Below are 24,978 nucleotides of genomic sequence, written 5' to 3'. Positions count from 1 at the left end.
AAACTCTTAGGCGATGACTCGCTCTACCGCCGCTCTGGCTGCTGCACTTTCCCTGCTTCTGCCACTGGGGCAACCGCTCTTGCTGGCATCCACTGCTGCTCTCGCGACTGCGGCGCTGGTGTTGTCTCCCGAGGCGGCACAGGCTTTAGGTGCAGAGGATTATGTTCGCGAAGGAGTTAAGAATCGAAAAAGCGGTGATTCCCAAGAAGCGATTGCTGATTTCAATCAAGCTCTAGAAATTGATCCGCAGAATGCCCGTGCCTACTTTGAACGTGGTTTTGCCAAGAGATGGATGGGTGACTATAAGGGCGCAATTGATGATTACAATAAGGCGATAGAGATTGATCCAGCGAACGCAGTCTTCTTTAATAATCGTGGTTTTGCTAAGCAGTTGTTGGTTGGCGAGAAAGGTGCTGACCTGTATTTGCTAACCCAAGAAGCCATTGCCGATTATACCTCGGCAATATCGATCGATTCGCAATTTGCCCTTGCCTATTCAAACCGTGGCACGGCTAAGGCTGCTTTGGCTGATTATCAAGGTGCCATAGATGATTTTTCAAAGATGGTAGCAATTGATCCTCGCAATCCCGTTGCATACAGCAACCGTGGACTTGCGAAGGGGAGGTCTGGTGACGCAGAGGGTGCTTGCAAAGATTTCATGAGAGCAATCGATTTAGGTGATACATATGCTTTAGCCTTATTCCATGGCAATTGTGATCAAAGTGCTCAAGATTGATCGATGTCAAGGAAGTTGGGATTGAGCCGATAAGCTTGTTGAGGCCCGGTATTGTTTTGCCGAGATAATCGAGGTTATTTCTAAGGATGTCTCTGTTGATGTCAATCGGGATGTTGTAAAGGAGCGGATTGCTGGTCTTGGGGCTGCACGCTTTCTCCGCCTTCGTATCGGCGGCGGTGCCTAGGAAGCAATGGCGATGTGGCCAGCGGCAAGCGCATGATCATCCCGGCATCCTCAGGCCACTGGCGCTCAGGTTGCCAGCCCAGATGCTTGAGATCGGGATGCGCAGCCAAAGCCGGCCCAATGCCCACTTCTGCTGCTGATCAGAAGTTGTCGAAGATTTTTTGCAGGGTGTTCCGCTCGCTCTGAAGTGAATTGGCTCGCATCGGCTTGCCCATCGGTTTGGGCTGTCTTGGACGATTCAGAAACACTTTGCTGAGCCACCACACCTGGAGGCCGAGAAAAGCGATGGCCAGCAGTCCTAATTCAAGTGCTCCCTGCATCAGTAGTGCTTCCCTCTGTTCTCAAGAGCATCTCTTTTCCAGCACTCCAATTCTTCAGGTGTATGAAGCGGGGGCGGTTGGGTTTTGTTTGTCAGTCGCTGAAGCAGCAGCAGGAGCAATCGTTTCATGCCAACAGTGTGGCTCTGTCCTGGACCTAGGCGCAGTTTGTGGCCGATTGACTCGGCTCCAAAGAGGAAGGCCGCCCCTCCCGATGGAGAGACGGCCTAGCTCGCTCGTTTGTGCATGGTTCAACCCATCACGTCAGAAGAGAGAGAGTGGAAGCGTCTGGCTCAAGGCGCCCTGGGGCCATGGGCTCTAGGTGTTGGGTCGTTGACTCCGAGGGCACCTAGGGCGGTGCAAGTGGAGTGTCGATTGGCGTGGCGGACCGATGCATGCCTACCAAAGGACCAACCCTGGTCATGGTTGAGACTGTTGGAGCAGGGGCCAGAAAGTCAGTCTGCTTCTTTGATCTGCGCTGGTGGAGTGTCGGCCGTCATGGGCACCTCCGATCTCGATGGCCTTACTTTCCACCCGCTAGGGGGTGTTTGGCATCGGTCGAATCGCGCATTGCCTTCTGAGCCGAACCGCATGATTGTGGAGATGGCGTGCCCAAACTCGGATGCTGGGCCGTACTGCTCAAGCTTCCATCGACTGTGATCTGAGTGAAGGCAAGAGTGCTCGTTGGGGCTTGGCTCCCTGCCTCGGCCCTTGAAGCCCCTCGCCATGCGCGGCTCCTACGACGGCCAAACCTGCACTTGTCGCACATCTGCCGGAGAGCTGATGGGGCTGGCTAGCAGCACACAGTTGCCCACAACAATCGTCTTGTCGTTCACGACACGATTGATCACCAAACACCAGGGCAACGGGAGTTCATCGCGGCTGACAAGCCAGCAAAAAAGATGTTGGAACCATCAGGCGCCGCCTTCGCTACACCTGCCTCAAATCGCAAGATCTGGATCTCCTTGACCCAAGCATCGTTGAAGACTGAGAGCCCTTTTTGATTGGCCTTCGTTCCACGCTCACAGTGGAACTGCATCAGTTCTGGATCTCCCTGGAGGAAGTCATCCCTGACGTCCATCCAAGCCTCATGTTGAGGTTTTGCAATGCTCGGTGACATCGCCAAAAACAGCACGCTTAAGACCATCAGAAGGGAGCTCAGCTGGTTGAGCTTGCAATCTCTGGTGACGTTGTGCGGATGGCTCATGCCCAAGCGATGACTGAACGCATGCTGAGTAATGCTTGCAGAGCCGTCCATCGCTTTCGGTACCATCTCCACCCCCTCGTCCCAGCAGATCGGGCTTGTTGCGGTTGATCGCTGCAGATCAGTCCGTCTCAATCGAGTGCGTCATCGTTGTCGGCTTTAGCCGCTGTTGATCCTTTGGTTCTGTCGCTTCTGGAGAAGGGACGATGAAAACCAGTAACGATCGATCGGCATGATTGATTCTCTCCCGATCCGGATTGACTTGAAACTGGTCGCGAGCTGGGGATGCGGCCTGCTGGTTGTCTTGTGCAGTGGGTGTATGCCTACTGTTTTGCATCGGATGATCACTTGCTCGGTGATCAAGGACCAATTCCACAGTCAGCAGAGTGGGATCGCGAAAGGAGAAGGTCCGTTTGGGCTCAAGCTCTTTCGGTCAGAGTCTGAGATCAGGGAAGCTCTCAAGCACAACGTGGAGCATTACGGGAAGCATTGGAAGGATGAAGGTTGCCAGGGCTTGCTGATTGAGGGTGAACCGCCGTGGCTCAGGTTGCTCTCAGTCGCGTCTGTCCAGACAGCTCCAGCCACCCCACAGCAGCACGCCCATCCTCAGCCCAGCCACTGACTGGTGTTTGCGCTGTTGTGAGCAAGCTCACAGCACTGCTTGAGTCAGATCAGCAGGTCGGCTGGTGATTCCGGAGATGGTGAATGCATCGGAGGGAGCGATCCCACCTCACTCATCACCCCCATCAGAGCAATGACCATGATCAAAACCATCGCCGCCGCTGCTGCCTCCCTCGCCGCTGGTGCCACCTTGATGAGCGTTGCAGGCCCTGCAGCACAAGCCAATCCCTACAACACCTTTGGCCGTGCCGGCGGCTGTGATTCACTCGCCCTTGGTGGTCGTGGCCCTAATGGTGGTGGATTCATCGCTGGCCGTGACTGCGGCGATCACCGCGACTGGGCCTCACGGGAAGCACGCCGCAATCGCCAGCACGACACCCAAACCCAACTGATTGGTCTTGGTGGTGGCCTGCTGGGCCAAATCATCAACGGCAGCCAGCAGCGTCAACAAGCTGCTTCTGTCTCGTCCTCTGAACTGGCTCTGCTCAGGCAGCAGCAAGAGATCGAGCTGCTCAAGATGCAACTGCAGATGCGGCAACAGCCTGGCTACGGCTACCAGACGGTGAACTACGCCCCTGCGCCTCAGGCTCCTGTGTATCACCAGCCTGCTTATGGCTATCAGCAGCAGAGCAGCTACCAGCAGCACTCCGGTTACGTGCAGCAGCCCCGCTACGGCTACTGATCAGACCGCCGGGGAGCCTGATGCCTGCGGGCTGAAAGCAATACAACACCAAGGATTGGAAAAGCAGGGCAGTCAGTGGAGGTGAGGACTGATCCATCCCCCGGCACAACACCACAAAGCCCCGCCACAAGCGGGGTTTTGTGGTGTCTGTGCGTGTTGTCAGTGCAGGAGCTGAGGTGGGTCTGCAGCGATCACCAGGATTTCACCAGAAGCTGCCTATGCAACCACCAAAACCATGCACTGGGGTTCACCAGAAGGGCTGTGATCTTGAAGGAGTCGAGGGGGCAACACCCCACACATCACTCACTCAACTCACTTAAAACCATGTCTGAACTCAACACTGAACTGCTCGATCAAGAGCTGACTGACGACCAACTCGAACTCGTCGCAGGTGGCAATGATGCCGTCCGAGTTGGTTATGAAGTCGCCCGATTTGGCTCTCCCGCCATCCGAATCGGCGAATGGATTGCCGGTGGACGCTACCCCTGGCAATGATCCCTGCGCAGTCAATCGCCTCACTCGCAACTTGATCACCAGCCCCGCCACGAGCGGGGTTTTTTCATGGCTGTGGTGTTTGTACTTCAGCCTCTTGCTGGGATCTGAGCGGTTCACCAGAGCTGCACCAGAACGATTCCGGTGGTTTGCCAGAGCTATGTAGTGGGGCTCACCAGAAGGGCTGTGATCTTGAAGGAGTCGAGGGGAACAACCCAACACAACCCACACACTTATCACTTTTCAAACAATGACTAACTTCAAAGAACAAAACACCCAACTCACCGTGGATCAACTTAAGGCCATCAGTGGTGGTGCTGGCGGCAGCGGTGCTCCTGGTAGTGCTCCTGGTGCTGTTTCTCGGTTTGTTGATTGGCGCCGGGGCGGTAGCGGTGCTCCTGGTGGTGCTAATGGCATGCTTGCCCCTCATGGGTTTGCCGGTGGTGGGCGCCAGGGCGGTCCTAGTCGATGTCCTTGCGGCGGCAGCGCCTTTGGTGGTGACGGTTTTGGCTATGGCGGCGCCGGCGGTTTTGGCGCTGGCGCCGGTCAGAGCGTGTGACTTTGTCCTCAAGGAGGCTATTGAGCCGTTATCTGCGTAGAGGTAGCCCGCAAAATTGCGGGCTTTTTATTGTCTTGTCTTTTTTGGAGCTAACCCCTGAGTTTCACCAAAAGCTTCCTGGTGGATCACCTGAGAAGTGCAGTGTGGTTCACCACTGGGGCTGAGATCTTGAAGGAGTCTGGGGCAACGCCCCAAATAATACCCAACTCACTCACTTTCCGAATTGTGACTGATCAAATGAAATGGTCACAAATAGATTTTCTCGTCTGCGGAATCTCTGGGAATATTGAGCTTTAAAAAGATTTGCTGGATACGAATAGTATTGATGATGTGTATGAGTTTATGGCTAAACTTGGATTCAAGCTCGAGAAGCAAGAGGCTGATGACAGTCTTGAGCTCTCTGAGGAGGGAATAGAGGATGTTTTATCGGTTTGATTTATTGGCTGTGTCCCAGGATTCGTCACTGTTGAAAAAAGGTGGAGTTCATAGTCCTGAGGAATCTTTTTAAGTCGAAATAAGCCGGGCCACGACTAGATTTTTGTTTCTGATTGGCTGGTGTTGCTCTGAGTCGAAGCTGGTCGCTATTGGCCAGCCAGGTTTCTAGCCATGGGTCTGTTGTGTATGCCCAGGATTAGATGATTGGTGCCATCATCCAGCTTCAGCCTTTGCTATCACTCCCATCTCCACTTATTGGCGCTCTCCCTCGCTGCTGGATCTAGGCATTGCTCCCGGAAACCGAGCATGACAAATGATCCGCAAGGTGTGATCGCTGCGCCGTTGGTGTGGTGGCCTATCGCAAGCCTCCGCTTAGTCAAGGGCATCATTTGAACAGCTGATCTGACCAGTCGGTAGCAAAAAATGCCTAAATAGTGTGTCGCCGTGAGCTCTGTGTGGGCCTTGATGTGTCCTATGAAGCGGCTGAAACGGACAAGTCTTCTGATGGCCAACATGCAGTACCGCTTTGCAAAGCACTCTCTCGCTGGCAAGAGCTTTGCTGCTGAAAGTCGTGAGCTCACCTATCGGGGGGCGACCTACATGACTCGCGTCTTCCAAAGCTGTGCAGATGATCCACAAGTTCTGCGTCTTAACTTTCAGGCACTGCAGGAACCCGTTGCAGCTTGATCTGGCCAGATAGAGGAAAGCTATGAGGCTGTTCCGTTGCTGGAGCAGTGAACGTGGCGATGTCGCAGAGCGGTTGGGCTGCCCTAGCCCAGGCGATGATCAGTCGGCTCTGCAGTGAGAGGCGCTAGACCCTCTTCTTCATCCAGCGCCTTCCCGGTGGAAAGCAGAGGGGTCGAAGGAAACCTCTCTGCTCGCCGGCATGCGACTCAAGGGTTCCGAGGCCCCTGAATCGCAACCACTGTCAGCCGAGATCAGTCGGTAGTCGTCCGTGCATGATCAGGTTCCACGTGCCCAGTGATGCACTTCATTTGTTCCTTTGCTGCCGGGCTTTGTTGGTTGAAGGCTGAGGCCTGCAGTGTCTGTGTCGGCCATGGTGCGACCGTCATCAAACAGCCTTTGGCTTCAAAGGCTGGGCGTGCGTTCACGTTTGATTGGCATTCCTGACAGAGGCATTTGTGATTTGTTTATGGCGATAGGTTTTTGGAGTACTGATCTGAAGGCCATCTTCCGAAAGCGCAGCCAGGGGTTTGCCATCGGGAACGCCAACGCATGACCACCACACTCCAAACAACGCTTGCACTGCGAGAAGCAGCTCTTCAGCGCCTTGAGGCGTCACTGGCGGCCAAGTCAGCCTCCAAGACTCAGCCAAAGAAGCCTGTCGACGCAAGTGGCCCCGGCGATCACTCGTAGAAGCTGCGTGGAACGCTGCGATCAAAGCCTTCTTCGTTGCTGGCTATGGCATCACCCCCTTCGCTGGGAACGATCAGATGTCACACCAGCCCTGTCTTGGGCTCCAGTACGGTCCTGATCATGGACATCGCACACATCCTTGGAGTTGCAGCTGCCTTTGGGCTCGGCGGGGTGCTCGCTGAGTTGAATAACAGGCGTGTGGGTCGCCGTGGTCGGCGGGATTGGCGCTGAAGAGACGCTCCTGGGGCATTGCTGTTGTCCGGCTGGGGAGTCGGGATCGACAGTTAGGGGGTGCTTCTATGGCCACCGATGCGACACACAACTGGTGGGGCCTCTTGTCATTGGGGAGGGGCATAAATGCCGATTGCATCTTTTCCCTCAGCAATTAAGACACTCTCATCACCACCATGGTCTGCAGAGAGGTGTCGATGCATTCACGCTCCAGCCACTCCTCGGGCACGGTGCAGCCCGCCCGACAGGGCATCACGTTGCTGTTAGCCCTCGCCACAGTCATTGGTTGTGGCTGGGCCAACGGGCGCTTTTGATGCAATCGCTCAACGAAACATCACAAACAATTGTGTTGTGAATGACTTGCCTTTGCCCCTTGCTGTAGCTGCTTCCTTATTGCTCTTCAGTAAAAAATACTTTTGTGTTTTGAGCCAGTTTGAGCACATCCTCTGGTTAAGGTTCCCATTGGAGGCTTTGGTGTTGTTGGGAGTTTTGCTTGTGTCTAAGACTCTTAAAGAAGCAAGTTTGCTTGGGTTTACCTTTTTGCTGGGTTTGGCTGCCATCGAGGTTATGCTTCATTTTGCCGGGTTTTGATTGTGCTTTAGGAGCAGTGGCGGCCTCATTACTCAGCGCCTCTCAACCTGCAAGGAAGTCAATCTCCTTCGGAACTCAATGTCTTGATCATGCTCTCCTCCAGCTTTGAAGTTTTTGTTGGTTGGTGATTGAGACGCATTGATAGTGCTCATCACGCGGAATGATTCTTCCAAATCCTGTGTCGATGCAATCGATTGGAATCAGTTCGCAGTGGCCTTGAGTGAGGCCTGGTCTCTTGCCAGAGAGGGAGGCCACTGAGGTTGGATTGGCTTGTGGTTGATTCCGTGGTGCCGGATCACAGCAGAGATGCCGCTAAGCCTTGCGGGTCCGGTCCCTGGGTCGTGACTGTTGGCGGTCAACCAGAGTTTTTGGCCATCTCTGCATCCTGTCGCCACGGGGCCGTCGGTTCCCCTCGTTGGCTATTCCGGCAAGTTCTCAACGGCGCGATGCATGAATCGCTTCACGAAAGGCATGGGCCACCCTTCCCGCTGCAGATTCTCGGCGATCTGATCGATCTGAATTGAGATCTCATCCGCCACGAGGTCTTCCAAGAGGGCGTTGGAGTGTTCCGTGCTGGAGGTCATAAGGCCAGGTGCATCTTCTTGCACTAGCCCAGGTCGACCTCATGCTGCCACTCTTCAGGCACTTTCTTTTTAGGTAGGACTCGTTGTGACCACCATCGTTTGTTGGTCTCTGTGAGTTCGACCCGATGATGCCAGCCAGCGATCATGAATCGGCGGCCATCAGTCATGCGTCATCTGAGGCGTGTTTGATGTTCGGTCTTTTCATTCTTTTCTAGCGTTGTCTCCCTTGTCTGGATCTGCCTGGTCTTAAAAAGTAGGTGTCTCAATACCGTGGGCCGACCTCAAGCCCATTCGGGCTGCTTGCACATGTCTTCTTAAATAATTCGCTTTCTGTGTGCCGTCTGACGATGGGCGTTGAAGCCCCACCATTGTAATTGAATTCAAATAGATGATTAAAATCGGATCGGTCTATTGTTTCCATTTCTGACCAGCCCAAGCCTTTTGCTAGCTCGGGCATATCCCAATAGTGCCAGATGACGACGACGAGAGGGTATTGCGACGCTGGCAAGGCCCTTAAGGCTTTGCCAGCCTGGAGTGTCCCTTGCTTGGCTTGCCACAGAAATCGTATATTTTCCTGAGTGGCTACAGCAAGAGGGACTGCCGTTTGGTACTCCCGTTGATGGGATCTTGGTTTGTTGTTGTCAATCGGATGCACGTAGATTGCGCTGGGTTTGCCAAAGCAGCCAAGCAGCATGTAGGCCAAATTGATAGAACGCGTGAAGCCTTTTGGATTCAGATTTTGCGATGTATTGGATAAGTTTTTGTTTCCATGGCGAATTAAGATTAGGCGCTTTGGAGCAGCTTTTGCCGATGAAATAGTGATGCCTACTGTAAGCAGGATGAAGAATGCAAGTAGCCTCGAAGGGATTCGATGCAGCATGGCTCGGGCTCGGGTGTATTCAGCATGCCTCATCATTGTTGCCATTGTGTTGAACTGTCTTGAGCAACGCTGAATCAATCGTCCCAAGCACAGAATTTCAGCTTGTGCATTGTTCCGCGGCCAAGGCTTCTTGAGGCGATTGATTGCCAACAATCACCCTTTTGGATCAGCCCATCAAAGCAGGCTTGGGCATTGCGCATGTTGCCTGTATTCCAGCAAAGGCGTGCTGCTGAACCTTCGCGCTGCAGAAAGCCGTATACCCCATTTCGCGCGACGCGCATTTGATATCCAAAACAGTCCGATGTTTGGACAGGTCGACCATCAGGGCACACGACTAACAGCCTTTCATCACTGAATGAGTCTGTTTCTCCATGGGATGTGAATGAGCATCGATCGTCTAATCGAGTCACACCATCCATCACCAGGAGACATTTGGCATTCAACGCACTGGCATCGCTCGGAGCTGTATGGAGTGCAGCAAAGCTGGCGGAGAGGGCTGCCATCAGCGCCACGGCTTTGATCATGGAGATCACTGGGTTGTCATCACCATGATTGCCTCTGTGATGCCTGCTTACAACTGCCTCGGAGGCTAAGAGTCGCCGCTCAAGACCAGCTTGCAGAGGTTGAAGCCAAGGTGTTCAGACATGGCTCAGCCAAGACTCGTTAGAAGGGGGTGGCCTTTGAGTAGTTCGGCGGCAATAGCACTGATAAAGCCGACCATTGCTAATCGACCATTTAAAAGCTCTGCAAAAGCCATCCCTTTTGGTATAGGGGTGTGAGGCTGTTTCCTTGTCATAGGGTTGAGAGGTTTCATGCATTCAATCTCATTAGATTTCAAGATCAGATTCAAAAGGCACAACTCATCCTTTCAAGCGATCGATCCATGGTCTAGACGATTCCTATGGGCTGCTTAGGGCCAGATGATCACCTAAAGCTGTGTTCTGATTGTTTCAACAGTTGTCAATTATCGTTGAGTTGATTGAGCGGCATCATTACGAGAGATGCGATCTTTGTCTTTTAAAGAGACTGCTCCTGCTAAGCCAATTGGTCCAAACACGGACCCTGCGAGCAGCCATAGCCAGCTTGGATGATTTTTTGAATCTGCGATTGCTGTACTCAGCAGTCCACATGGAATCCAAACACAAAATAAGGCGATTAAGATGTATGTGCTCATGGTTTGGCTTGTTTTTCTTCGTTCTACGTTCCCATTGCTTTTTTTGTTGTCGTATTTGATTGAAAAGTCTGTCTTCAAAGCATCCTTTTGTCGCAGCAATCAAGACTTTCCCCTTGGTCAAATCCCCAATGATCTATCCATTCAGTCCATTCTTGATGGCTTGGTCTAGCTCTTTTGTTTTGAGAGGTTGTCTCCACAGTGCAATGGAATGCATCACCAACGTCCTTCCTGGAGGGGGCGAGGCATCAAGTCATAGGCCTTGGCATCAACCGGCTTCAACACAAGTGTGTTGACAAGCCGATGGCCAAAATGATCTCAGCATCCCGGTAACAACATGTCGTTGACGGATGGGAGTGTGCTGCTTCACGACCACCAAGGGATGGATTGGTGTGGGTACGACGGCCAGAGATCCGCCATCAATGGCGTCTCCAGCGATTGATGGATCACTAGCGTTAGCCGAAGTGGCTGTGCTTCATGCCTGGTGTCCTGGTTTTATTCATGCCTCATTGTCGTTTGGATGCTGCTCGAATGAGCCCAACTGAATCAATCAATTGTTCAGCTAACATCTTTCCTCCTACCTTCATCAGCAGACGGTGTGACCTTTGTAACATAGTTTTTAATCATAAAAAGCGAAGGCCTACGTCATATTGGCGATATTGGCAGTAAAAATTATAATCAATTTGCCTCAGTCCTCTGGATAATTGTCTTGTGCGGATACGAGCTTGTCCTTAGCTATGCCATCAATTTTTAGCGACACTCGTTTGCAATATCCATACTCATCTCAACGATCCCGTGTGGATTCTTTTGATGCCAATAAAATCTCATCTCAAAAGCGAGATGAGTTAACAGAGTCTTGTGATCAGCTTATAGAGCAATGTTACCGACAGATATTCTTTCATGCTATGACTGCTGATCGAGATGTTTTTCTGGAGTCACAACTTCGATCTGGCAGCATTACGGTCAGGGATTTTATCAGGGGTCTTCTTCTTTCAGAGCGATTCTATAGAGGCTATATTCTTTGCAATAGCAATGAAAGAATTGTTGAGCAAGTGATAGGTAGAGTGCTTGGCAGACCTGTTTACAACTCAGAGGAAGTGTTGTCTTGGTCTATCGTGATTGCTGGGCAAGGATTTGCTAAGTTTATCGATCTAATTTTAGATGGTAGTGAATATATGGATCGATTTGGTTACGACAGTATGCCCTTGCAGATTAACCGTCTGATTCCTGGCCAAGCGATTGGTGAGCTCCCCATCTATCAAAAATTGCCAAGATATTCTGAGTATTGGAGAGATAAACTCATTTCTAGCAAAATGATGATGTCGATTGATCAATTTAATGCCTACAGCCTAAGAAGAGCGTCTGTCGCAAGTCTCATCTATGACAAGCCCGAAGGGCGAGCCTTGACTATCTGGACTCTTCTTCTCTCCATTGGATCGATTAGTGCCCTCATCATTGTGCTGTCAATCTTTAATGCCACTTTTACGGTGCGATGAATGACTGAAAAGCTACCCATCAATGACAGTAGTCTTTTTTAATCAACGTCATCTATCAAGCTTTGAAAAATAATGCAGGAAGTTGATCAAAATAACACGATTGTTGGATCTGCATTTAAAGCTAGGATAGTTGAATTTGCTCGATTGCGTACAGGCGATGAGCCAATTCTAGGTGGCCAACTTAATGTCAAGGCTGTCTGGGTTGATGAACGGTCATGTATTGGATGTGGATATTGCATCAATGTTGCATCAAATACATTCATGATGCTTTCTCATTCTGGGCGATGTAGAGCCCTTCGCCAAGATGGAGATTCGTTGATGCTTATTCAAGAAGCCATCGATACATGCCCTGTCGATTGCATCCATTGGGTTGACTTTAGTGAACTAAGATCTCTCTTGTCTGGACAGTCTGGTGTGGTTACGCATAGAGGCACGCATCAATGGGCTTCCTAAGCATTCGTGAATCATGCCACCTGGATTGTCATGGGTCGGCTTGAAGTTTCTAGGTGAAGATCGATCTGTTCTTGATCCCTTTCTTCGCTTCAGTGATTTGCTTGTCTACTTCTCTCGGTTTGGTTCAGATGTCAATATCGATGCAGCCTTTTCTTCCTATTTAGAGCAAACATGATTTTTATGAATTAAGTGACCGTGCTTGATCACTTGCCGTATTTTTCAAAGGGCATCAAAAGATCTACGTGCTATAGCTTTATTTTTTTATTCTTGCTCCTGTAGAGCAATATCGTCAACCCGGCTGCTGCTAATGGTATCGCAGTAAATAAAAGAATGTATATGGATGTATTGCTTTGCTGCATGGCTCATGTTTTTGAAATTGTAGTAGTGTCTGTGCGGCTGATTATGTATTGATTGATTGCCTGTTACGGGTTAGATGATTCTTGCTTGCTTTCGAAGTTGTGTTCACTGCTGGCCTTTTGTTGATCCCTTCTGTGCCAATTTAATCTGCCAGGTTCAGTTGGCGCGTTAGTTTGTGAAGGCAATGCATGTAGAGATAGATGGCTGAGTCATTCCTTCTTTGGGTTGATTTGTCTACTGCTGTTGTGTGTTTTGGCTTTATTGTTGGGATATTAAGCTCTTTGATGATTGATGATGACCTCTATTGGTGATCTAATCATCAATTGTATTCTTCTCGATTTTATCGTTTCGCTTGTTTTCGCCCTTCAAGGAATGCATCAAGATCCATCTTGGCGTTATTCCATCTGATTAATTTTTCGATACTTTGCCCTTGGAGCCAGTTGCTTTCTGCAGCGATCAACCTGGCGTGTAAAGCTCGCTCTGTTTTTGTCTCAAAACGAATTGTGCCGCTATCTAGCGGTGCATTGATGAAGTAGTCCCAATTTGGCTCAGTCATTCTGATCAGAATCTTTTCTGTATTTAACACCATAACTCTCTGTTTGGCGAATGATATGATTGCCATGACGTCTAGATTTGTTGTTTGCTTGAGCATATTAAATTGGTAGCATTTGAGTGGGTTGCTGGTAAAAAGAATGAAAGCATCGCTTGAGCTTATTGCCCCTTGGCCTGTAGCTTTTTATGCTTTCTTTCTCTGATGAAGGCAGATAATTGGCACAGCATTTAATTGACTGTGGATTTACGGATCGTTCTTGTTTTTGCTCCAATTGTTCTGGCGCTATCTTGGGCCGGTTATAATATTGGCCGTGCAGCGCTCGGTCAGTTTCAGTTGGCACTGCGTCAATACAAGAAAAACACTGGTAACTAGTCTGGTTGCCTTGTGAGGCAAGCCTGAACCTTCGTTTTCACCGCTTGAGTGGCATGTTCGTTGGCTTGTCTTGTTTGGTTTTGTGGCCTGTTCATCGATTGTCATCAGATAAGTCGGCACAAGTTCTCTGACGAGTTGATCGAGGTAGCCACCTGCTCCTATCTCAACGCAAAGCACAGCTATTTTTGCTCTATCTAAAAATTCTTGTTGCTGTCGCTTCATTTCGGCTTCTTGTTCTGAACTCTTCATCCTTGCCCATGCAGCTTGTTTGATTTGTGCTGCCTATTTTGCTTTCTTGGTCTTTCCTCCCTGAGCTCTCTAATCGTGTTAGACCTGCTTCAGCGTTGCAATGGTGCGGGAAGAAGATTTAGCTCCAATTCATGAACTTCCTTCCTCTTGATTGTTCCGTGTTGTTGTCTGCAATGATTCGAGCACCGAAACTCTTTTGATATCGCTTTATTTGAACCCCCTGGTCCCCTTGGCGCTTTCATAGCACCAAAGGAACAGGCGACGTGGGGCTGTCGATCCCGTCCAAAGGATGACTTTTGAATTATTATTTGCCATCTCTAATGCCTCAGTGCGCAACCTTCCTCACATGCGTTACGAATGATCCCCTCCTCCTGACCAGATGAGCATCTTGCCTGAGAGGCCGCTCGCGCAGGAGCCTCTCGGTATTAATACTTATCCTTGGCTTGGCGTCGTTGGCTCTCTTGCCCCTTGCCGTTGGCTTGCTCGCGTCAGTGTGCAATGTAATCCTTTCGCTGCGGGGCATTTGTCCTGCCTGGGATCTAAAGAGGCTGGTTTGATTCCTCTTGAGCCACCGCTGCTTAGCTGCGTTCTTCTCTGTTGCGGTATGGCTTCAAGGCTTCCTTGATCTGTTCTTGAAATCTGGTGAAAAGATTCAAATATGATCGGTCTGCTTTTCAAGCGTCTCGCTTGTCTTTAAGCCTAAGGAGGGAGACCCTCTTTTCTTATGCGAATTCGCACAGCAAAATTCCTTGGCCTTGGGCTGACCATAATTGCTACCAGTTATCCATCCACCGCCTTTGCTGGTGATCAGAAGAGCAGTGAATGTCTGATCGCATCCGCGCAGGTACCCGAACTTCAACATGGATTGATCGAGGGTTATCTTGTGAAGTCGGATTTCCCCGACAGCCTGGAGTTGTTGCCACAACCTCCGAGCCTTGGACAGGCTGATCATGCTCTGGATACGTCCATCTCGAGAAGAAGCTTCAGCCTGCCCGGAACGCCGCGATGGACTCTTGCAGCCAGTGATGCCAACCTAAGGTTCCCCGATGCGGCTAGTACCTTTTCATGCGCAATCGGTGCTCCCATTAGCGAGTCTGAAACTCCTAGGCTTTACCAACTCCTCAGGCGCAGTCTCACCGATGCTGGTTTGTCGACTTATAAGGCCAAAAATAATTACAATCGGCGTAGACCATTCCTTGTGAATCAGAAGCCGATTTGTTCCCCAGAAGATACGATCGAGCTCACTTCAGATCCCTCCTATCCCTCTGGTCATACTGCTGTTGGATGGGCTTGGGCATTGATTTTGAGTGAAATGGTCCCCGACCGTAGCAATCAAATTTTGGCCCGTGGATTGGCCTATGGTGAGAGTCGCCATCTCTGCAATGTTCATTGGTACAGTGATGTGATCAATGGTCGAGTGATGGGTGCAGCGACGGTAACCGTTCTGCATAATAATGCTGAGTTTCGCGCCGATTTTGCAGCCGCAAAAGCAGAAGTTGCCAATGCCCGTGTCAGGAATCTAGAGGCGAGCCGTGATTGTAACGTCGAGGCTTTAGCGCTTGATCAGGATACTCACTGAGACCCTATCTAAGCCAATCAAATTGGTTTGGTACTGTTCAAGTATTGACAGCAGTGTAGTTCACCCCCCTTCGAATGAGGGCTAAGGGTAGTCCTGGAAAGTAGAACGTAGAAACCAGAGAGAAGGAGGAGACCTCTCCTTCTCTCAACTTCCCATTGGCTCACCTCAAAATCTGCATCTCTTGAGATGTTCTTATGGAGACGACTGCATTCAATCTTTAGTACTGGTTTTAATGGCTGGCATGGTCACCTTCCTCAAGGATCGACAGAGAGATGTCGCAATGACCCTGGCGCAGTTTGATCATCTCTTGGTATTGATTTGATTCGTAAGCAGCTTGTGCTTGCGCCACATTCTCAAACTCGATGATCAACGTGAAATGGCCTGGATTCCCTTCTCGTACATCAGTATTCAGTTCTCTGCATAATATCTGTCCCTTGTGAGCTTCCAGAAAAGGTCCAAATGCGGCAAGAAAGTCAGTCATCCCTGCTGGATTGGTGATATTGCCAGCAACGCTCCAATAACCTTTAGCCATTTTGTGAGTGAGAAAACGTTTTATTATTGCATGGCTTAGCGGATTCTCAAAGCAATTCACTCCGACACTCTATGGTCATTGAATTGTCTCGAATGTTCTTATTAACCTCGATTTTTGATTGGCCTCCCATGCTTTTCCAGATCGTTCCATTCCTTCCTCTTTAACATCTCCATAGCTCAGCCAAATGGTGATCTTGGCCAACTCTCAGTGGGCCTAAAAATCAATCCAATTGGCCTAGCCCTGCGCTGCTCTATTTGACGAAGTTGGTTGTAGGCATTCCTTTGACTCCTGCAACTGTCACCCAAATAATCGTTGTTTCATCGCTTTGATTTTGCACAAAGTGTGGTGTGTCGCCACCTTCGATAAAGGCTTTGCCAGCTTTGAATTCCCGTTGCACCTCTGTACCATCTGGCATTACCTGGGTCACCAACAGGTCTCCGGAGTTTTCGCCTTGGACATAAACCATCATCGGTGCTGGATGGGTGTGAAGAGGGATTTTGCTGCCGACAGGTAACTCAACTCGGAATAGGCGCAGTTCTGGTGTGCCTTCGGGGTACTTCAAAGCAACTCCATCAATTGTTTTCGTGTCGCTAAACACTTTTTGGATCACAGGCTCGCTGGATGTTGTTGTGTCTTGCGTCTCGTTTGACGTACACCCCGCCACCCCCATGACGATCACGGTCGTCGTGCTCAGAGCAGCCAGAAATTTCTGCATCATGATCGGCTTGGTTTGGTGGACTATCTCACCACTTTGACGCTTTCCTCCTGGTCATGCCCATGACTGTGACGCCTGTCAGTCAGGCCCCCAAGCCTCGTGATGCTCAATAGTCGCTGTTTCGACAACGATTCGCTGTTGATAGATCAGTTCATTCACGATTGCCCTCTCTCAATAGCTGCTTTTTCTGCTTTGTATTCGCCTTTGCTTTCTATCAATGCTTAGAAGTTGGTTGATTCCGATTACTCTGCCTGTGATCGCTCAGGATTTGACTTGATTTGGGTCTCTTGTCTTGATGATCTGCTCCTCACTGCTCCGCCCATGTCGGCGGCTGTTGATCGGGTCTTCGTCAATTCGTTTAAGCAAGAAAAAGGGCTGGCGCAAGACCAGCCCCTTCGTTATTTGTTGCGGGCGTAGGTTTCTCGACCCTCGTGCATCTCTATGAAGTGATTGCAGAGTAGGCCACGGTTAATGTGATTCTTACGATCTCCATGACACCAGCGATGGTGAGGACTGTACCCACTTTAGAAAGGAATTTTGGAGGACGACCACCAGCCCATGCCGCTGAAGTCCCAATAAACTTATAGCTTGCCGAGGCTGGTGATTTGATGGCGTAGTTGGAGGTGCTTGAGAAGGAGTTCTTCAGCTTGCTGTCGTTGCCGATCGCTTTGTCTGAGTAGGCAAAGCCGAGCACCATCGCAGCTGTTCTATTGAATGATGACTGATAGGAGCCTGCATATGATCTCCATGAATGCATGTATGGAACCGTATGCTTTCCGAATGTTTCTAAGTATTCGGCCGAATCAACCATGGCATCAATGACTGCGCCATGGCCTGATCTTGCTTGCAGGCTTATATAGTCTGCAATTTCTGCTTGGTTACGTGGTGTGCGGCCCAATAGATGCTTGAAATCCAGTTCAATCGTTCTCATGGGGTCACGACCCTCATAGAAATTCTTGGTATAAAACTCACTCTTTGCTAGTCCACGTACGAAGTCCTGGATGCTTATTCTTCCATCGAGAAGCTGGGCTTCGAGAGAACTCTCTCTCTCATAGTCCATCACGTGTGCATTGCCAAATACCTGTTTGTATGCGGCATTGATCGCATTGGTGCATGCGTTTTGGCTTGAGTCTTTGAGCTGGTCACTGGTGACTTTTCTTCCGCACTCTTCATGGCTCCGAGGCCCTGTCGGTAGCTTTAGATTGGTGCATAGTGTGCTGCGGTACTCAGCTTGTGTGAGTGAAGCTCCTGCTGCTTTTGTATTGTCGTAGGTTATCGGCTGCTCTGTTGCACGTTCGCCGCCAAACGTCGTGATGATTGAATTCGATGACAGCATTTGATTTGACGGTGGCAAAGAATGGTTGTTACGACAACCTATTCCGAGTTTTTTGGCTTGAGTTGATCTAAGACTCACTTGTAGGTTTTTTGTAAAAGTCCTTCAAGGAAAATTACATGAGGCCTTGAATTTGTGTTTTTTTGTTCTGTTGTAGGGAATTTTTGGTTCTCCTCTTCTAACGTTCACCACTTTTCTTTTGTATCGACCGGGTTTTCAAGCATTTTTTGTCGATTTCCAGTCATTTGCCCCGGTTTGATGGCCTTGGCCCTGATTCGCCGTTGCAGTCACTTTCGTGACCGATTGCTTCGCTGTTCCTGCTTTGCGATCGCATTGTGATTGCCAATTTGGCCCGCCGGCGGCTTGGTTGCTGTCTTGGCGGTTGCGACGAATCCTTGGCTCCTCAAGCTTTGCTGATGACGGCTAGGCAAGTGTCTTGTGGGCAACTTTGCTCTTTTTGTTCTGTTTTGACTGTTTTGGTGTGGATCGTTTCTGTTCGCCCTGATCTGATTCTCGCCGCCTGATCCTTCATGCCTGATCAGTCTTCCCCTGCTATTCGCAGAAGGGTCGACTCTTTCGGTGCTGGTTCTTGGCGGTTTGTTTCTGCGCAGGCTTGACCCGTTTCGCAAGCGCCAGTCGGCTTCATCCGTTGGGCTGCGACTCGGGCCTGCATTGTCATGCTTGCTTTTCGCTGATCGTTGGCGCCGCATTGGCCCTTGGCATCGTGTTGCATCTGGTTCAGATTCTGTCTTGCTCTATTGCCTGTCGCCGGAATGGGCTTTTGATAGACAACAGTTTTTCAGTTGTGATGTCTTACGAACCAGGCACGACAGAGTGCCGTGTGCTGATCAACAGCAAGGAATCAATTGAAACGATGTTGCTCAATTTGAGCCGTTTAGAGGGCGCTGAGTCGATTCTTCTCCAGCTGCGCCAAGTGCATCAGCAGTTGGAGCTGCTTCATGATCAGCGTCGCATGCAAGTTGACGCTCAGGAAGCCTCTGCGGTTTCACTCTCCTGATTCGGAGATCTGTCTAGGCCTTTCCCTTCCTCTCCACTTCAGCTGGGTTGGTTCAGCGCACAGGGGGGTGACAACGACGCCATCCGCTTTGGAGCATGGTGTTCCAAGCCTCAATCGCATTGTTTCTGAGCATGCGTCGCTGGCTGTGGGGAACTGGAAGTTGTGGTGGTGCCCAGTTAAACGTTCTCAGTGACACCCAGCGGGAATGGACCGTTGGGGTGTCAGGTTTGAACTGAATGAGCAGTTGCTGCGCTTCATGCACCAGCCAGCCTTCCCCACCGTGCTGCTCCGGCTGTCGTTTGGGATCAGGGCGCAGGAGAGGCATGTCATCAGTCTGGCCGATGATTCCAGGCTTCGTCTTTAATCTCTCCACTGTTCTCGGCTGCAGAGATCAGCTCACTGCGTCGTTGCTTGCCGCTTTGTGGCAGAGAAAGGCTTCCTCCACAGCTGCCAAAACAGTGTTCGCAGCCCTTGTGGATCTGTGTTCTGTCCGCGCGATCACTGGCCTGATTTTGGATTCGTAGTGTTTGGCACAGTCGCCATCCTTCATGTCTGGTGTGATGTCTGCATCGAATTAGGGGCAATCTGTGGAACTTCTCGTGCTTGCGGCCATTGCCGTTCCCCTCTCCACGCTTGTGATGCAAGCCCTTTCCTCTGAATCGGATGATGAATTCGACTTCCTTTGATTTGTGGACTGCACGAGCTTCAGGCCTTAAAGACCCCAGCCTTGCTTTGAAGCTCAGATCCGAACTTTCTCGACAGCTGCTTGGAGAGGCCTCACGCCTGTGCTGATCAAAATTGGTCGCTTGGTCGTGATTTCAACTTTGATCCCAGCCCGCGAGATGGCCACAATTGCTCTGCTGATCGCAATGCAGCCGATGACAAAAGCGAGAGGCCAGCGCAGCATCTCGACGATGACAAGACTCCCATTCATGCCGTACTAGCGCCTGAATGATTGCTAGCACTGCAACAGTCAGTCTGCGGACTTGTTGTTGTCTTTCCCAAGGCTGAAGGCGGCAATCTTTGCATCAGCCCAGCGTGCAAAGAAATAAACGGTGATGAACAGTGGCACATACGCCATCCACAGATTGTCTGGGCCCATGCCGCTGTTGTTGATGATGGTCAGTCCCGCGTAACCGACCACGAAATAAATACCTGCCCGTCTCAGCGCACCCGCCAGATTTGGATTCATCACTGCCCCTGCATTGATGTCACTTTAGGTCGTTCAGACCTGTTGTTCGTTGGTGGGTGGACCAAGAGAGCTCTTACGACCGCGTGCTTTCTGGTGGGGGAATGACGTGGGTTGCTGCTGATGAGATTGGCTTCGGCATGGGGCGATCCAGACCGCTCATCAGTTGCAATGTTCCAATCAGCGATGTCTGCAGCAGCAAGCAGATGGCGACATCGATTCGCTGCTGCCAGAGAAGGGACGTCATCTGCCGAGACGCGTTGCTCAATGATTTCAGCCTGTTTTGATCAGGATCGCTGTACTGCAAATCACCTTGGCGGGCAGATGTTGAGTCGCTCGATCCCCTCGATGAAGACGGTGGTTGAGCACTCCATGGCGGTCAGTCAGAGGCGTTCAGCCATCCGTGCGCAATGCTGAGGGCCTCCTGTCGGCTCGAACAGAGTCCGCCGATAGCGAACTGTTCAAGCCGCTCGCGCACTTTCCCTTGGGCTCCGGCCACCAGCACCCGACGCTTGTGACTGTGGGCTTCCTCCACGATGCGTTCGATCGCAAGGGTGGCTGTGACGCCTAAATGGGGCACATCTGTGATATCCAGAATCAGCACTTGGTACTGCCGCACGAGCGTCATCCGTTCACTGATTCCTTTGGCTGCGCCAAAGCTGAGTGGTCCCTGGAGGGCAAACAGCATCACAGCATCACCACATTGATCCAGCAGGTTCTGTTCATCAGCTGGAAGAGCTTTGCGATCGGTGTTGCCCATGCCAGCGAGCTGGTGAGTGGTCAGCGATTCGATCGTGAGCAGATTGGCGACGAACATCCCGATCAGCACGGCGCCGATCAGGTCCCAGAACACGGTGAGAAGCAGCACTCCCCACATCACCAGGGCTGTTTTGATCGAGAGCCGATGGGCTCGGCGCAGGAACCCCCAGTCGATGATGTCCAGGCCGACCTTGATGAGGATGCCTGACAGCAGTGCTGTTGGGATGCCCTCTGCCAGTGGACCTGCTCCCAGCAATAGAACCAGCAGCACGACGGAATGGGTCATGCCTGCTAATGGCGTTTTGCCACCCGACTTGATATTGATCACGGTGCGCATCGTGGCTCCAGCCCCTGGCAGGCCTCCCATCAGGCCTGCGATGGCGTTGGCAAGACCTTGACCCACCAGCTCACGGTTGGAGCGGTGGCGGCTCTGGCCGATGTTGTCGGCGACTAGTGAGGTGAGCAGCGAATCGATCGACCCCAGCAGTGCCAGCACCACGCCGGCACGGATCAACACGGGAAGATGCATCCCCCAGTTGGGGATCACGAACTGCAAGCCACCTTCCGGGATGTTGCCAATACGCGGCAGGGTTTCCCATCCCAGGCTCTCCAGTCGTTGATCGTTGAAGAGCAGAAAGGAGAGCGGGGTAATAAAGATCAAAGCCAGCAAAGGTGCTGGCAGCACACGACTGATCCGTTTGGGAGTGACAAAGACCACCGCCAGGGTCATCAAACCCACGCTCAGGGCCGCCGGGTTGGGCTGGAAATCTTGAATCACCATCGTCAGCGAGCTGATCACCCCACCCGACGAGGGCACTCCCAGCAAGGGCCCGATCTGAATCAGCAAAATGATGATGCCGATCCCCGACATGAAGCCGGACACCACCGAATAGGGCACCATCGTGATGTAGCGGCCCAGCTTGAGCAGGCCGAAGAGGATCTGGAAGAGCCCTCCTAAGACCACCGCGGCCATGACCAGAGGCAGCAGCTCGCCGCCGGTCAGCTTGCCTGCAACACCAACGGCTAGCAGGCTGCTCACCACACCAGCCACAGTCACGCTCATCGGACCCGTGGGCCCGCTCACCTGGGCTGGAGTGCCCCCGAACAAGGCGGCCAGAAAGCCTGTGACGATGGCTCCATAGAGCCCATAAATTGCACCACCAGGGCCGAGCGCTGCATTGCCGAAGGCCAGGGCCAGCGGCAGTGCCACAACGGCTGCGGTCAATCCCCCGAGTAGATCACCGCGCCATTGACGCAGATCCCATCCATAGATCAGCTGTTGTCGTCCGATGCCCATGCATTGCTGAGCAAAGATTCATTCTTCTCGGTCTTTCGCAATCTGGCTGCCCACCGTCATTCCTCGATAACAGTCAGCTGCTTCAAGGCTGTTCGATCCACCCTTGGAGTTCGTTCAGCGACTGCACACCCTCTCGGCGTTCTCCAGAAGGATGGATCCAGGTCGGATAGGCGCGGATCTCAGCAGCACTGCAGGCTCTGGCTTGTTCGGGCAGGGTGTCCGGTTTGGCGCATTCAACGTAGGGAAGTCGTTGCTGCCCTCCCTGGCCGAACAGATGGCTCTGGTATTGACAGGCTGGACAACGCCAGGATCCGTAATACTTCACCCCCGCGGTCTTGAGTTGGTCGGCTAATTGCACTTGAGCCGGAGTGGACGCCGTTGGCTTTGGCGGCAAGGGCGTTGCGCTGCTGCCAGCGCTGGCGGGTGAGCCTGCCAGCAGGAACGCTGCGGCAAGGCTGGCGGATGCCCAGTGATCCATCCGTGCCTTGTTTGCAATGGTCATCACGATCACTTCGGCTCAGGCACGATGGGCGCCCTTAATTCTGTCGAAGCCAGAGCTGGCCTGGTGGATCAAACGTTCGGGCTTCCCTCCATTGCGGTGATTCCATCGCTGAGAAGAAACTGGGACACTGGCTAGAAGCAGGGCCTGCGGGCCGGGGGGAGGCCATGGCTGGCACGGGTTACCGCGACTATTTCAAGGTGCTTGGTGTCGAGCGTGGCGCCGATGCCGACACGATTAAACGGGCTTTTCGCAAGCTTGCCCGTCAATATCACCCGGATGTGAATCCCGGGAATGCCTCTGCTGAAGCCAAATTCAAGGAAGTGAGCGAAGCCTATGAGGTGCTCTCCGACCCTGAAAAACGTCAGCGTTACGAGCAGTTTGGCCAGTACTGGAACCAGGCTGGCGCTGGCAGTGGGGGGGCTGGAGTGGATGTCGATTTTGGCCGCTACGGCAATTTCGACGATTTCATCAATGATCTGCTGGGTCGCTTCGGTGGTCAGGGCGGCGGCCCTAGTGGTTTCAGCGGCGGCTTTCCGGGAGGGTTTGCTGGTGCTTCAGGTTTCCCCGGCGGTGGTTTTGCCGGTGGCGGTTACGGAGGTGGGGGGCGTGCAGCATCTCGGCAACCCGCCAATCTTGATGCGGAAGCCACAGTCAAGGTGTCGTTTTCTGAGGCGTTTCGCGGCGGTGAACGCACCCTTTCGGTGAATGATGAACGCGTTCAGGTGCGGATTCCTGCAGGAGTCAAGAACGGCTCTCGCCTTCGCCTGAAGGGCAAGGGAAATCTTCAGCCAGGTACCGGACGCCGTGGCGATCTCTATCTGAATCTTGAGGTGCAGTCGCATGGGGTCTGGCGGCTCGATGCTGATCAGCTGCGCGCCGATTTACCGGTTTCGATCGATGAACTCGTGCTGGGCGGCACCGTGACCGTGATGACCCCCGATGGCGAAGCCGATGTGACCATTCCGGCTGGTACGCCGCCAGGCCGCAGCCTGCGTTTGAAGGGAAAAGGCTGGCCAGGGCGCAACGGCCGTGGCGATTTGTTGTTGACTCTCAGCCTGCAGTGGCCCGACGGTTGGAGCGAACGTGAGCAGGAGCTGCTGCGCCAGTTGCAGCAGGCGCGCTCCACGGATCCACGTCGCAACTGGCTTAAGTCAGCCCGCCTCTAACGCAAGGCCTACGATCGCAAGCACAATTCCCTGCCCCTGGATGGAGCTCACCTACCGCCCTCGTCGCCTGCGTCGGACCCCTGCTCTGAGGGCCATGGTGCGCGAAAGGCTCCTGCAGCCATCCGACTTCATCTACCCGCTATTCGTGCATGAGGGTACGGAGATCGAGCCGATTGGAGCCATGCCTGGTGCCTTTCGATGGAGCCTGGATCAGCTCAGCGGCGAGGTGAAGCGGGCCTGGGATCTCGGCATCCGCTGTGTGGTGCTGTTCCCCAAGGTGTCGGAGAGTCTCAAGACGGAGGATGGCGCTGAGTGTTTTAACGAAAACGGCCTGATCCCAACAGCCATTCGTCAGCTCAAAAGAGATCTGCCCGATATGGCGATCATGACTGATGTGGCCCTTGACCCCTATTCCTGTGATGGCCATGACGGCATCGTCAGCGAGGACGGGGTGGTGCTCAATGACGAGACCATTGAGTTGCTCTGTCGTCAGGCGGTGATGCAGGCGGAGGCTGGTGCCGATTTGATTGGCCCGAGCGACATGATGGACGGACGCGTTGGTGCCATTCGAGAAGCCCTCGATGACGCCGGATTTGAGCATGTGGGGATCATCAGCTACACCGCTAAATATTCCTCTGCCTATTACGGCCCTTTCCGTGAGGCCCTCGACTCCGCTCCACGAGCTGCTGGCAGCAAGCCGATCCCCACAAACAAGGACACCTATCAGATGGATCCGGCCAATGCCCGTGAGGCGATTACCGAGGCCCAGTTAGATGAACAGGAAGGGGCTGACATCATGATGGTGAAGCCCGGGTTGGCCTATCTCGACATCATTCACCGTTTGCGTGAGGAGTCTGAATTGCCGATTGCCGCTTACAACGTCAGTGGTGAATACTCCATGGTCAAGGCTGCCGCAGAGCGTGGTTGGATCGATGAACGTGCCGTTGTTCTGGAGACCTTGCTCAGCTTCAAGCGGGCCGGTGCCGATTTGATTCTCACTTATCACGCCTGTGATGCTGCGGAGTGGTTGCGGCAGTCCTGATGATTTGCGGCTAACGAAAGGAGGCACCACCCTGCCTCCATGGCCGCCGCTCGCCCCCTCCGCTTTTGGAGCCCTCTGCCCTTTGTGGCCTCGGCGATTGCCTTCGTGATCGCGGCCCACCTGTTGCTGGAGGGTGATCGTCGCGATCGGGCTTCTGCTCTCAACTTGATTGGTAGCGGCCTGATCTGTTTCTCGATCGGATGTGTGTGCCGCACATCCTGGGGGATCTCCTTCGCTCACGATCCCGTTCCTGCTCCCGCAGCCCTTGAGCCTCGCCAGTAGGTTCAAACAACGTTGTATGTC

Annotated in this window: 28 protein-coding genes; 14 read left to right on the top strand and 14 right to left on the bottom strand. The window is 52.3% G+C overall.

The genetic code is table 11. From position 1 onward, the window contains the following. Positions 1–13: 13 nt before the first annotated feature. Positions 14–736: a tetratricopeptide repeat protein gene (locus SIB72_RS01915; protein ID WP_413744418.1), complete on the top strand. Its 723-nt coding sequence runs from the start codon at positions 14–16 to the stop codon at positions 734–736. Positions 737–837: 101 nt separating this feature from the next. Here SIB72_RS01915 and SIB72_RS01910 read toward each other — a convergent pair whose 3' ends face one another. Both SIB72_RS01910 and SIB72_RS01905 read right to left on the bottom strand, forming a co-directional pair. Beyond that, the gene (locus tag SIB72_RS01910; RefSeq protein WP_115118475.1) at positions 838–1,047 is read right to left on the bottom strand and encodes a hypothetical protein; all 210 of its coding nucleotides are present in this window, start codon (positions 1,045–1,047) and stop codon (positions 838–840) included. A gap of 12 nt (positions 1,048–1,059) precedes the next feature. After that, entirely contained in the window at positions 1,060–1,239 is a 180-nt protein-coding gene (locus tag SIB72_RS01905; protein WP_115118477.1) for a hypothetical protein, read from the bottom strand. Positions 1,240–3,194: 1,955 nt separating this feature from the next. Between SIB72_RS01905 and SIB72_RS01900 the strand changes: the two genes are divergently transcribed. The 4 genes from SIB72_RS01900 (at position 3,195) to SIB72_RS01885 (ending at position 5,916) form a co-directional block, all read left to right on the top strand. Then, positions 3,195–3,743 (top strand): hypothetical protein, encoded by a 549-nt coding sequence (locus tag SIB72_RS01900; RefSeq protein ID WP_413744417.1) that lies wholly within the window; start codon positions 3,195–3,197, stop codon positions 3,741–3,743. 324 nt (positions 3,744–4,067) lie between these two features. After that, positions 4,068–4,238: a hypothetical protein gene (locus tag SIB72_RS01895; RefSeq protein ID WP_413744416.1), complete on the top strand. Its 171-nt coding sequence runs from the start codon at positions 4,068–4,070 to the stop codon at positions 4,236–4,238. A 247-nt stretch (positions 4,239–4,485) separates the two neighbouring features. Continuing rightward, a complete protein-coding gene (locus tag SIB72_RS01890) occupies positions 4,486–4,794 on the top strand; it encodes a hypothetical protein (protein ID WP_413744415.1) in 309 nt (102 codons plus the stop codon). Between the two features lie 939 nt (positions 4,795–5,733). Next, on the top strand, positions 5,734–5,916 hold the full coding sequence (locus SIB72_RS01885) for a hypothetical protein (RefSeq protein WP_413744414.1): 183 nt from the start codon (positions 5,734–5,736) through the stop codon (positions 5,914–5,916). 1,075 nt (positions 5,917–6,991) lie between these two features. Here the strand turns inward: SIB72_RS01885 and SIB72_RS01880 are convergent. After that, on the bottom strand, positions 6,992–7,120 hold the full coding sequence (locus SIB72_RS01880; protein WP_413744413.1) for a hypothetical protein: 129 nt from the start codon (positions 7,118–7,120) through the stop codon (positions 6,992–6,994). A 5-nt stretch (positions 7,121–7,125) separates the two neighbouring features. Here SIB72_RS01880 and SIB72_RS01875 point away from each other — a divergent pair, with 5 nt between their 5' ends. Then, positions 7,126–7,428, top strand: a complete 303-nt coding sequence (locus SIB72_RS01875; protein ID WP_413744412.1) for a hypothetical protein — start codon at positions 7,126–7,128, stop codon at positions 7,426–7,428. Between the two features lie 419 nt (positions 7,429–7,847). Here the strand turns inward: SIB72_RS01875 and SIB72_RS01870 are convergent, their stop codons facing one another. From SIB72_RS01870 to SIB72_RS01860, 3 genes are all read right to left on the bottom strand, one after another. Further along, positions 7,848–8,012 carry a hypothetical protein gene (locus tag SIB72_RS01870; RefSeq protein ID WP_170953922.1) on the bottom strand — a complete coding sequence of 55 codons (165 nt, stop codon included), beginning with the start codon at positions 8,010–8,012 and terminating at the stop codon, positions 7,848–7,850. 262 nt (positions 8,013–8,274) lie between these two features. After that, positions 8,275–9,042 (bottom strand): hypothetical protein, encoded by a 768-nt coding sequence (locus SIB72_RS01865; RefSeq protein WP_413744411.1) that lies wholly within the window; start codon positions 9,040–9,042, stop codon positions 8,275–8,277. A gap of 499 nt (positions 9,043–9,541) precedes the next feature. Continuing rightward, complete coding sequence (locus tag SIB72_RS01860) at positions 9,542–9,649, bottom strand: chlorophyll a/b-binding protein (protein ID WP_256359593.1); 108 nt, start codon at positions 9,647–9,649, stop codon at positions 9,542–9,544. A gap of 1,211 nt (positions 9,650–10,860) precedes the next feature. On the opposite strand from SIB72_RS01860, the gene SIB72_RS01855 reads away from it, so the two are divergent. Both SIB72_RS01855 and SIB72_RS01850 read left to right on the top strand, forming a co-directional pair. After that, positions 10,861–11,559: a phycobilisome rod-core linker polypeptide gene (locus tag SIB72_RS01855; RefSeq protein WP_413744410.1), complete on the top strand. Its 699-nt coding sequence runs from the start codon at positions 10,861–10,863 to the stop codon at positions 11,557–11,559. 72 nt (positions 11,560–11,631) lie between these two features. Beyond that, positions 11,632–12,012 (top strand): 4Fe-4S domain-containing protein, encoded by a 381-nt coding sequence (locus SIB72_RS01850; RefSeq protein WP_413744409.1) that lies wholly within the window; start codon positions 11,632–11,634, stop codon positions 12,010–12,012. A 697-nt stretch (positions 12,013–12,709) separates the two neighbouring features. Here the strand turns inward: SIB72_RS01850 and SIB72_RS01845 are convergent. After that, a complete protein-coding gene (locus SIB72_RS01845; protein ID WP_137007083.1) occupies positions 12,710–12,991 on the bottom strand; it encodes a hypothetical protein in 282 nt (93 codons plus the stop codon). Between the two features lie 168 nt (positions 12,992–13,159). Here SIB72_RS01845 and SIB72_RS01840 point away from each other — a divergent pair, with 168 nt between their 5' ends. Both SIB72_RS01840 and SIB72_RS01835 read left to right on the top strand, forming a co-directional pair. After that, complete coding sequence (locus SIB72_RS01840; protein ID WP_115121092.1) at positions 13,160–13,294, top strand: photosystem II protein Y; 135 nt, start codon at positions 13,160–13,162, stop codon at positions 13,292–13,294. 973 nt (positions 13,295–14,267) lie between these two features. Beyond that, positions 14,268–15,122, top strand: coding sequence for an acid phosphatase (locus SIB72_RS01835; protein ID WP_413744408.1), 855 nt, complete (start codon positions 14,268–14,270; stop codon positions 15,120–15,122). Positions 15,123–15,351: 229 nt separating this feature from the next. On the opposite strand, the gene SIB72_RS01830 is transcribed toward SIB72_RS01835, so the two are convergent. From SIB72_RS01830 to SIB72_RS01820, 3 genes are all read right to left on the bottom strand, one after another. Continuing rightward, a complete protein-coding gene (locus tag SIB72_RS01830; RefSeq protein WP_115121090.1) occupies positions 15,352–15,654 on the bottom strand; it encodes a DUF1330 domain-containing protein in 303 nt (100 codons plus the stop codon). Between the two features lie 250 nt (positions 15,655–15,904). After that, entirely contained in the window at positions 15,905–16,372 is a 468-nt protein-coding gene (locus tag SIB72_RS01825) for a cupin domain-containing protein (protein ID WP_413744407.1), read from the bottom strand. Between the two features lie 436 nt (positions 16,373–16,808). Then, on the bottom strand, positions 16,809–17,705 hold the full coding sequence (locus SIB72_RS01820; protein ID WP_413744406.1) for a phycobilisome rod-core linker polypeptide: 897 nt from the start codon (positions 17,703–17,705) through the stop codon (positions 16,809–16,811). A gap of 805 nt (positions 17,706–18,510) precedes the next feature. Between SIB72_RS01820 and SIB72_RS01815 the strand changes: the two genes are divergently transcribed. After that, on the top strand, positions 18,511–18,720 hold the full coding sequence (locus SIB72_RS01815; RefSeq protein WP_413744405.1) for a hypothetical protein: 210 nt from the start codon (positions 18,511–18,513) through the stop codon (positions 18,718–18,720). 52 nt (positions 18,721–18,772) lie between these two features. Here the strand turns inward: SIB72_RS01815 and SIB72_RS01810 are convergent, their stop codons facing one another. The 4 genes from SIB72_RS01810 to SIB72_RS01795 all read right to left on the bottom strand — a co-directional run bounded on the left by SIB72_RS01810 (position 18,773) and on the right by SIB72_RS01795 (position 22,467). Next, positions 18,773–19,045 (bottom strand): DUF1651 domain-containing protein, encoded by a 273-nt coding sequence (locus tag SIB72_RS01810; RefSeq protein ID WP_115121085.1) that lies wholly within the window; start codon positions 19,043–19,045, stop codon positions 18,773–18,775. A gap of 648 nt (positions 19,046–19,693) precedes the next feature. Next, positions 19,694–19,912, bottom strand: coding sequence for a hypothetical protein (locus SIB72_RS01805; protein WP_413744404.1), 219 nt, complete (start codon positions 19,910–19,912; stop codon positions 19,694–19,696). Positions 19,913–20,288: 376 nt separating this feature from the next. Continuing rightward, positions 20,289–21,965, bottom strand: coding sequence for a SulP family inorganic anion transporter (locus SIB72_RS01800; RefSeq protein ID WP_413744403.1), 1,677 nt, complete (start codon positions 21,963–21,965; stop codon positions 20,289–20,291). 82 nt (positions 21,966–22,047) lie between these two features. Continuing rightward, complete coding sequence (locus SIB72_RS01795) at positions 22,048–22,467, bottom strand: hypothetical protein (RefSeq protein ID WP_413744402.1); 420 nt, start codon at positions 22,465–22,467, stop codon at positions 22,048–22,050. A gap of 164 nt (positions 22,468–22,631) precedes the next feature. Between SIB72_RS01795 and SIB72_RS01790 the strand changes: the two genes are divergently transcribed. Genes SIB72_RS01790 through SIB72_RS01780 form a run of 3 tightly spaced genes read left to right on the top strand, consistent with a single transcriptional unit; the run spans position 22,632 to position 24,957 of the window. Beyond that, positions 22,632–23,633, top strand: a complete 1,002-nt coding sequence (locus tag SIB72_RS01790) for a DnaJ C-terminal domain-containing protein (protein WP_115121079.1) — start codon at positions 22,632–22,634, stop codon at positions 23,631–23,633. Between the two features lie 40 nt (positions 23,634–23,673). Then, entirely contained in the window at positions 23,674–24,675 is a 1,002-nt protein-coding gene (gene hemB / locus SIB72_RS01785) for a porphobilinogen synthase (protein ID WP_115121078.1), read from the top strand. Between the two features lie 39 nt (positions 24,676–24,714). Beyond that, a complete protein-coding gene (locus tag SIB72_RS01780) occupies positions 24,715–24,957 on the top strand; it encodes a hypothetical protein (protein ID WP_115121077.1) in 243 nt (80 codons plus the stop codon). Positions 24,958–24,978: the final 21 nt, after the last annotated feature.

Origin of the sequence: Synechococcus sp. MIT S9451 (genome assembly GCF_047304725.1) — a bacterium.
Lineage (GTDB): Bacteria > Cyanobacteriota > Cyanobacteriia > PCC-6307 > Cyanobiaceae > Synechococcus_C.
Note: the sequence above shows the minus strand (reverse complement) of the source record. Positions and strands in the feature narration are given on the sequence as shown.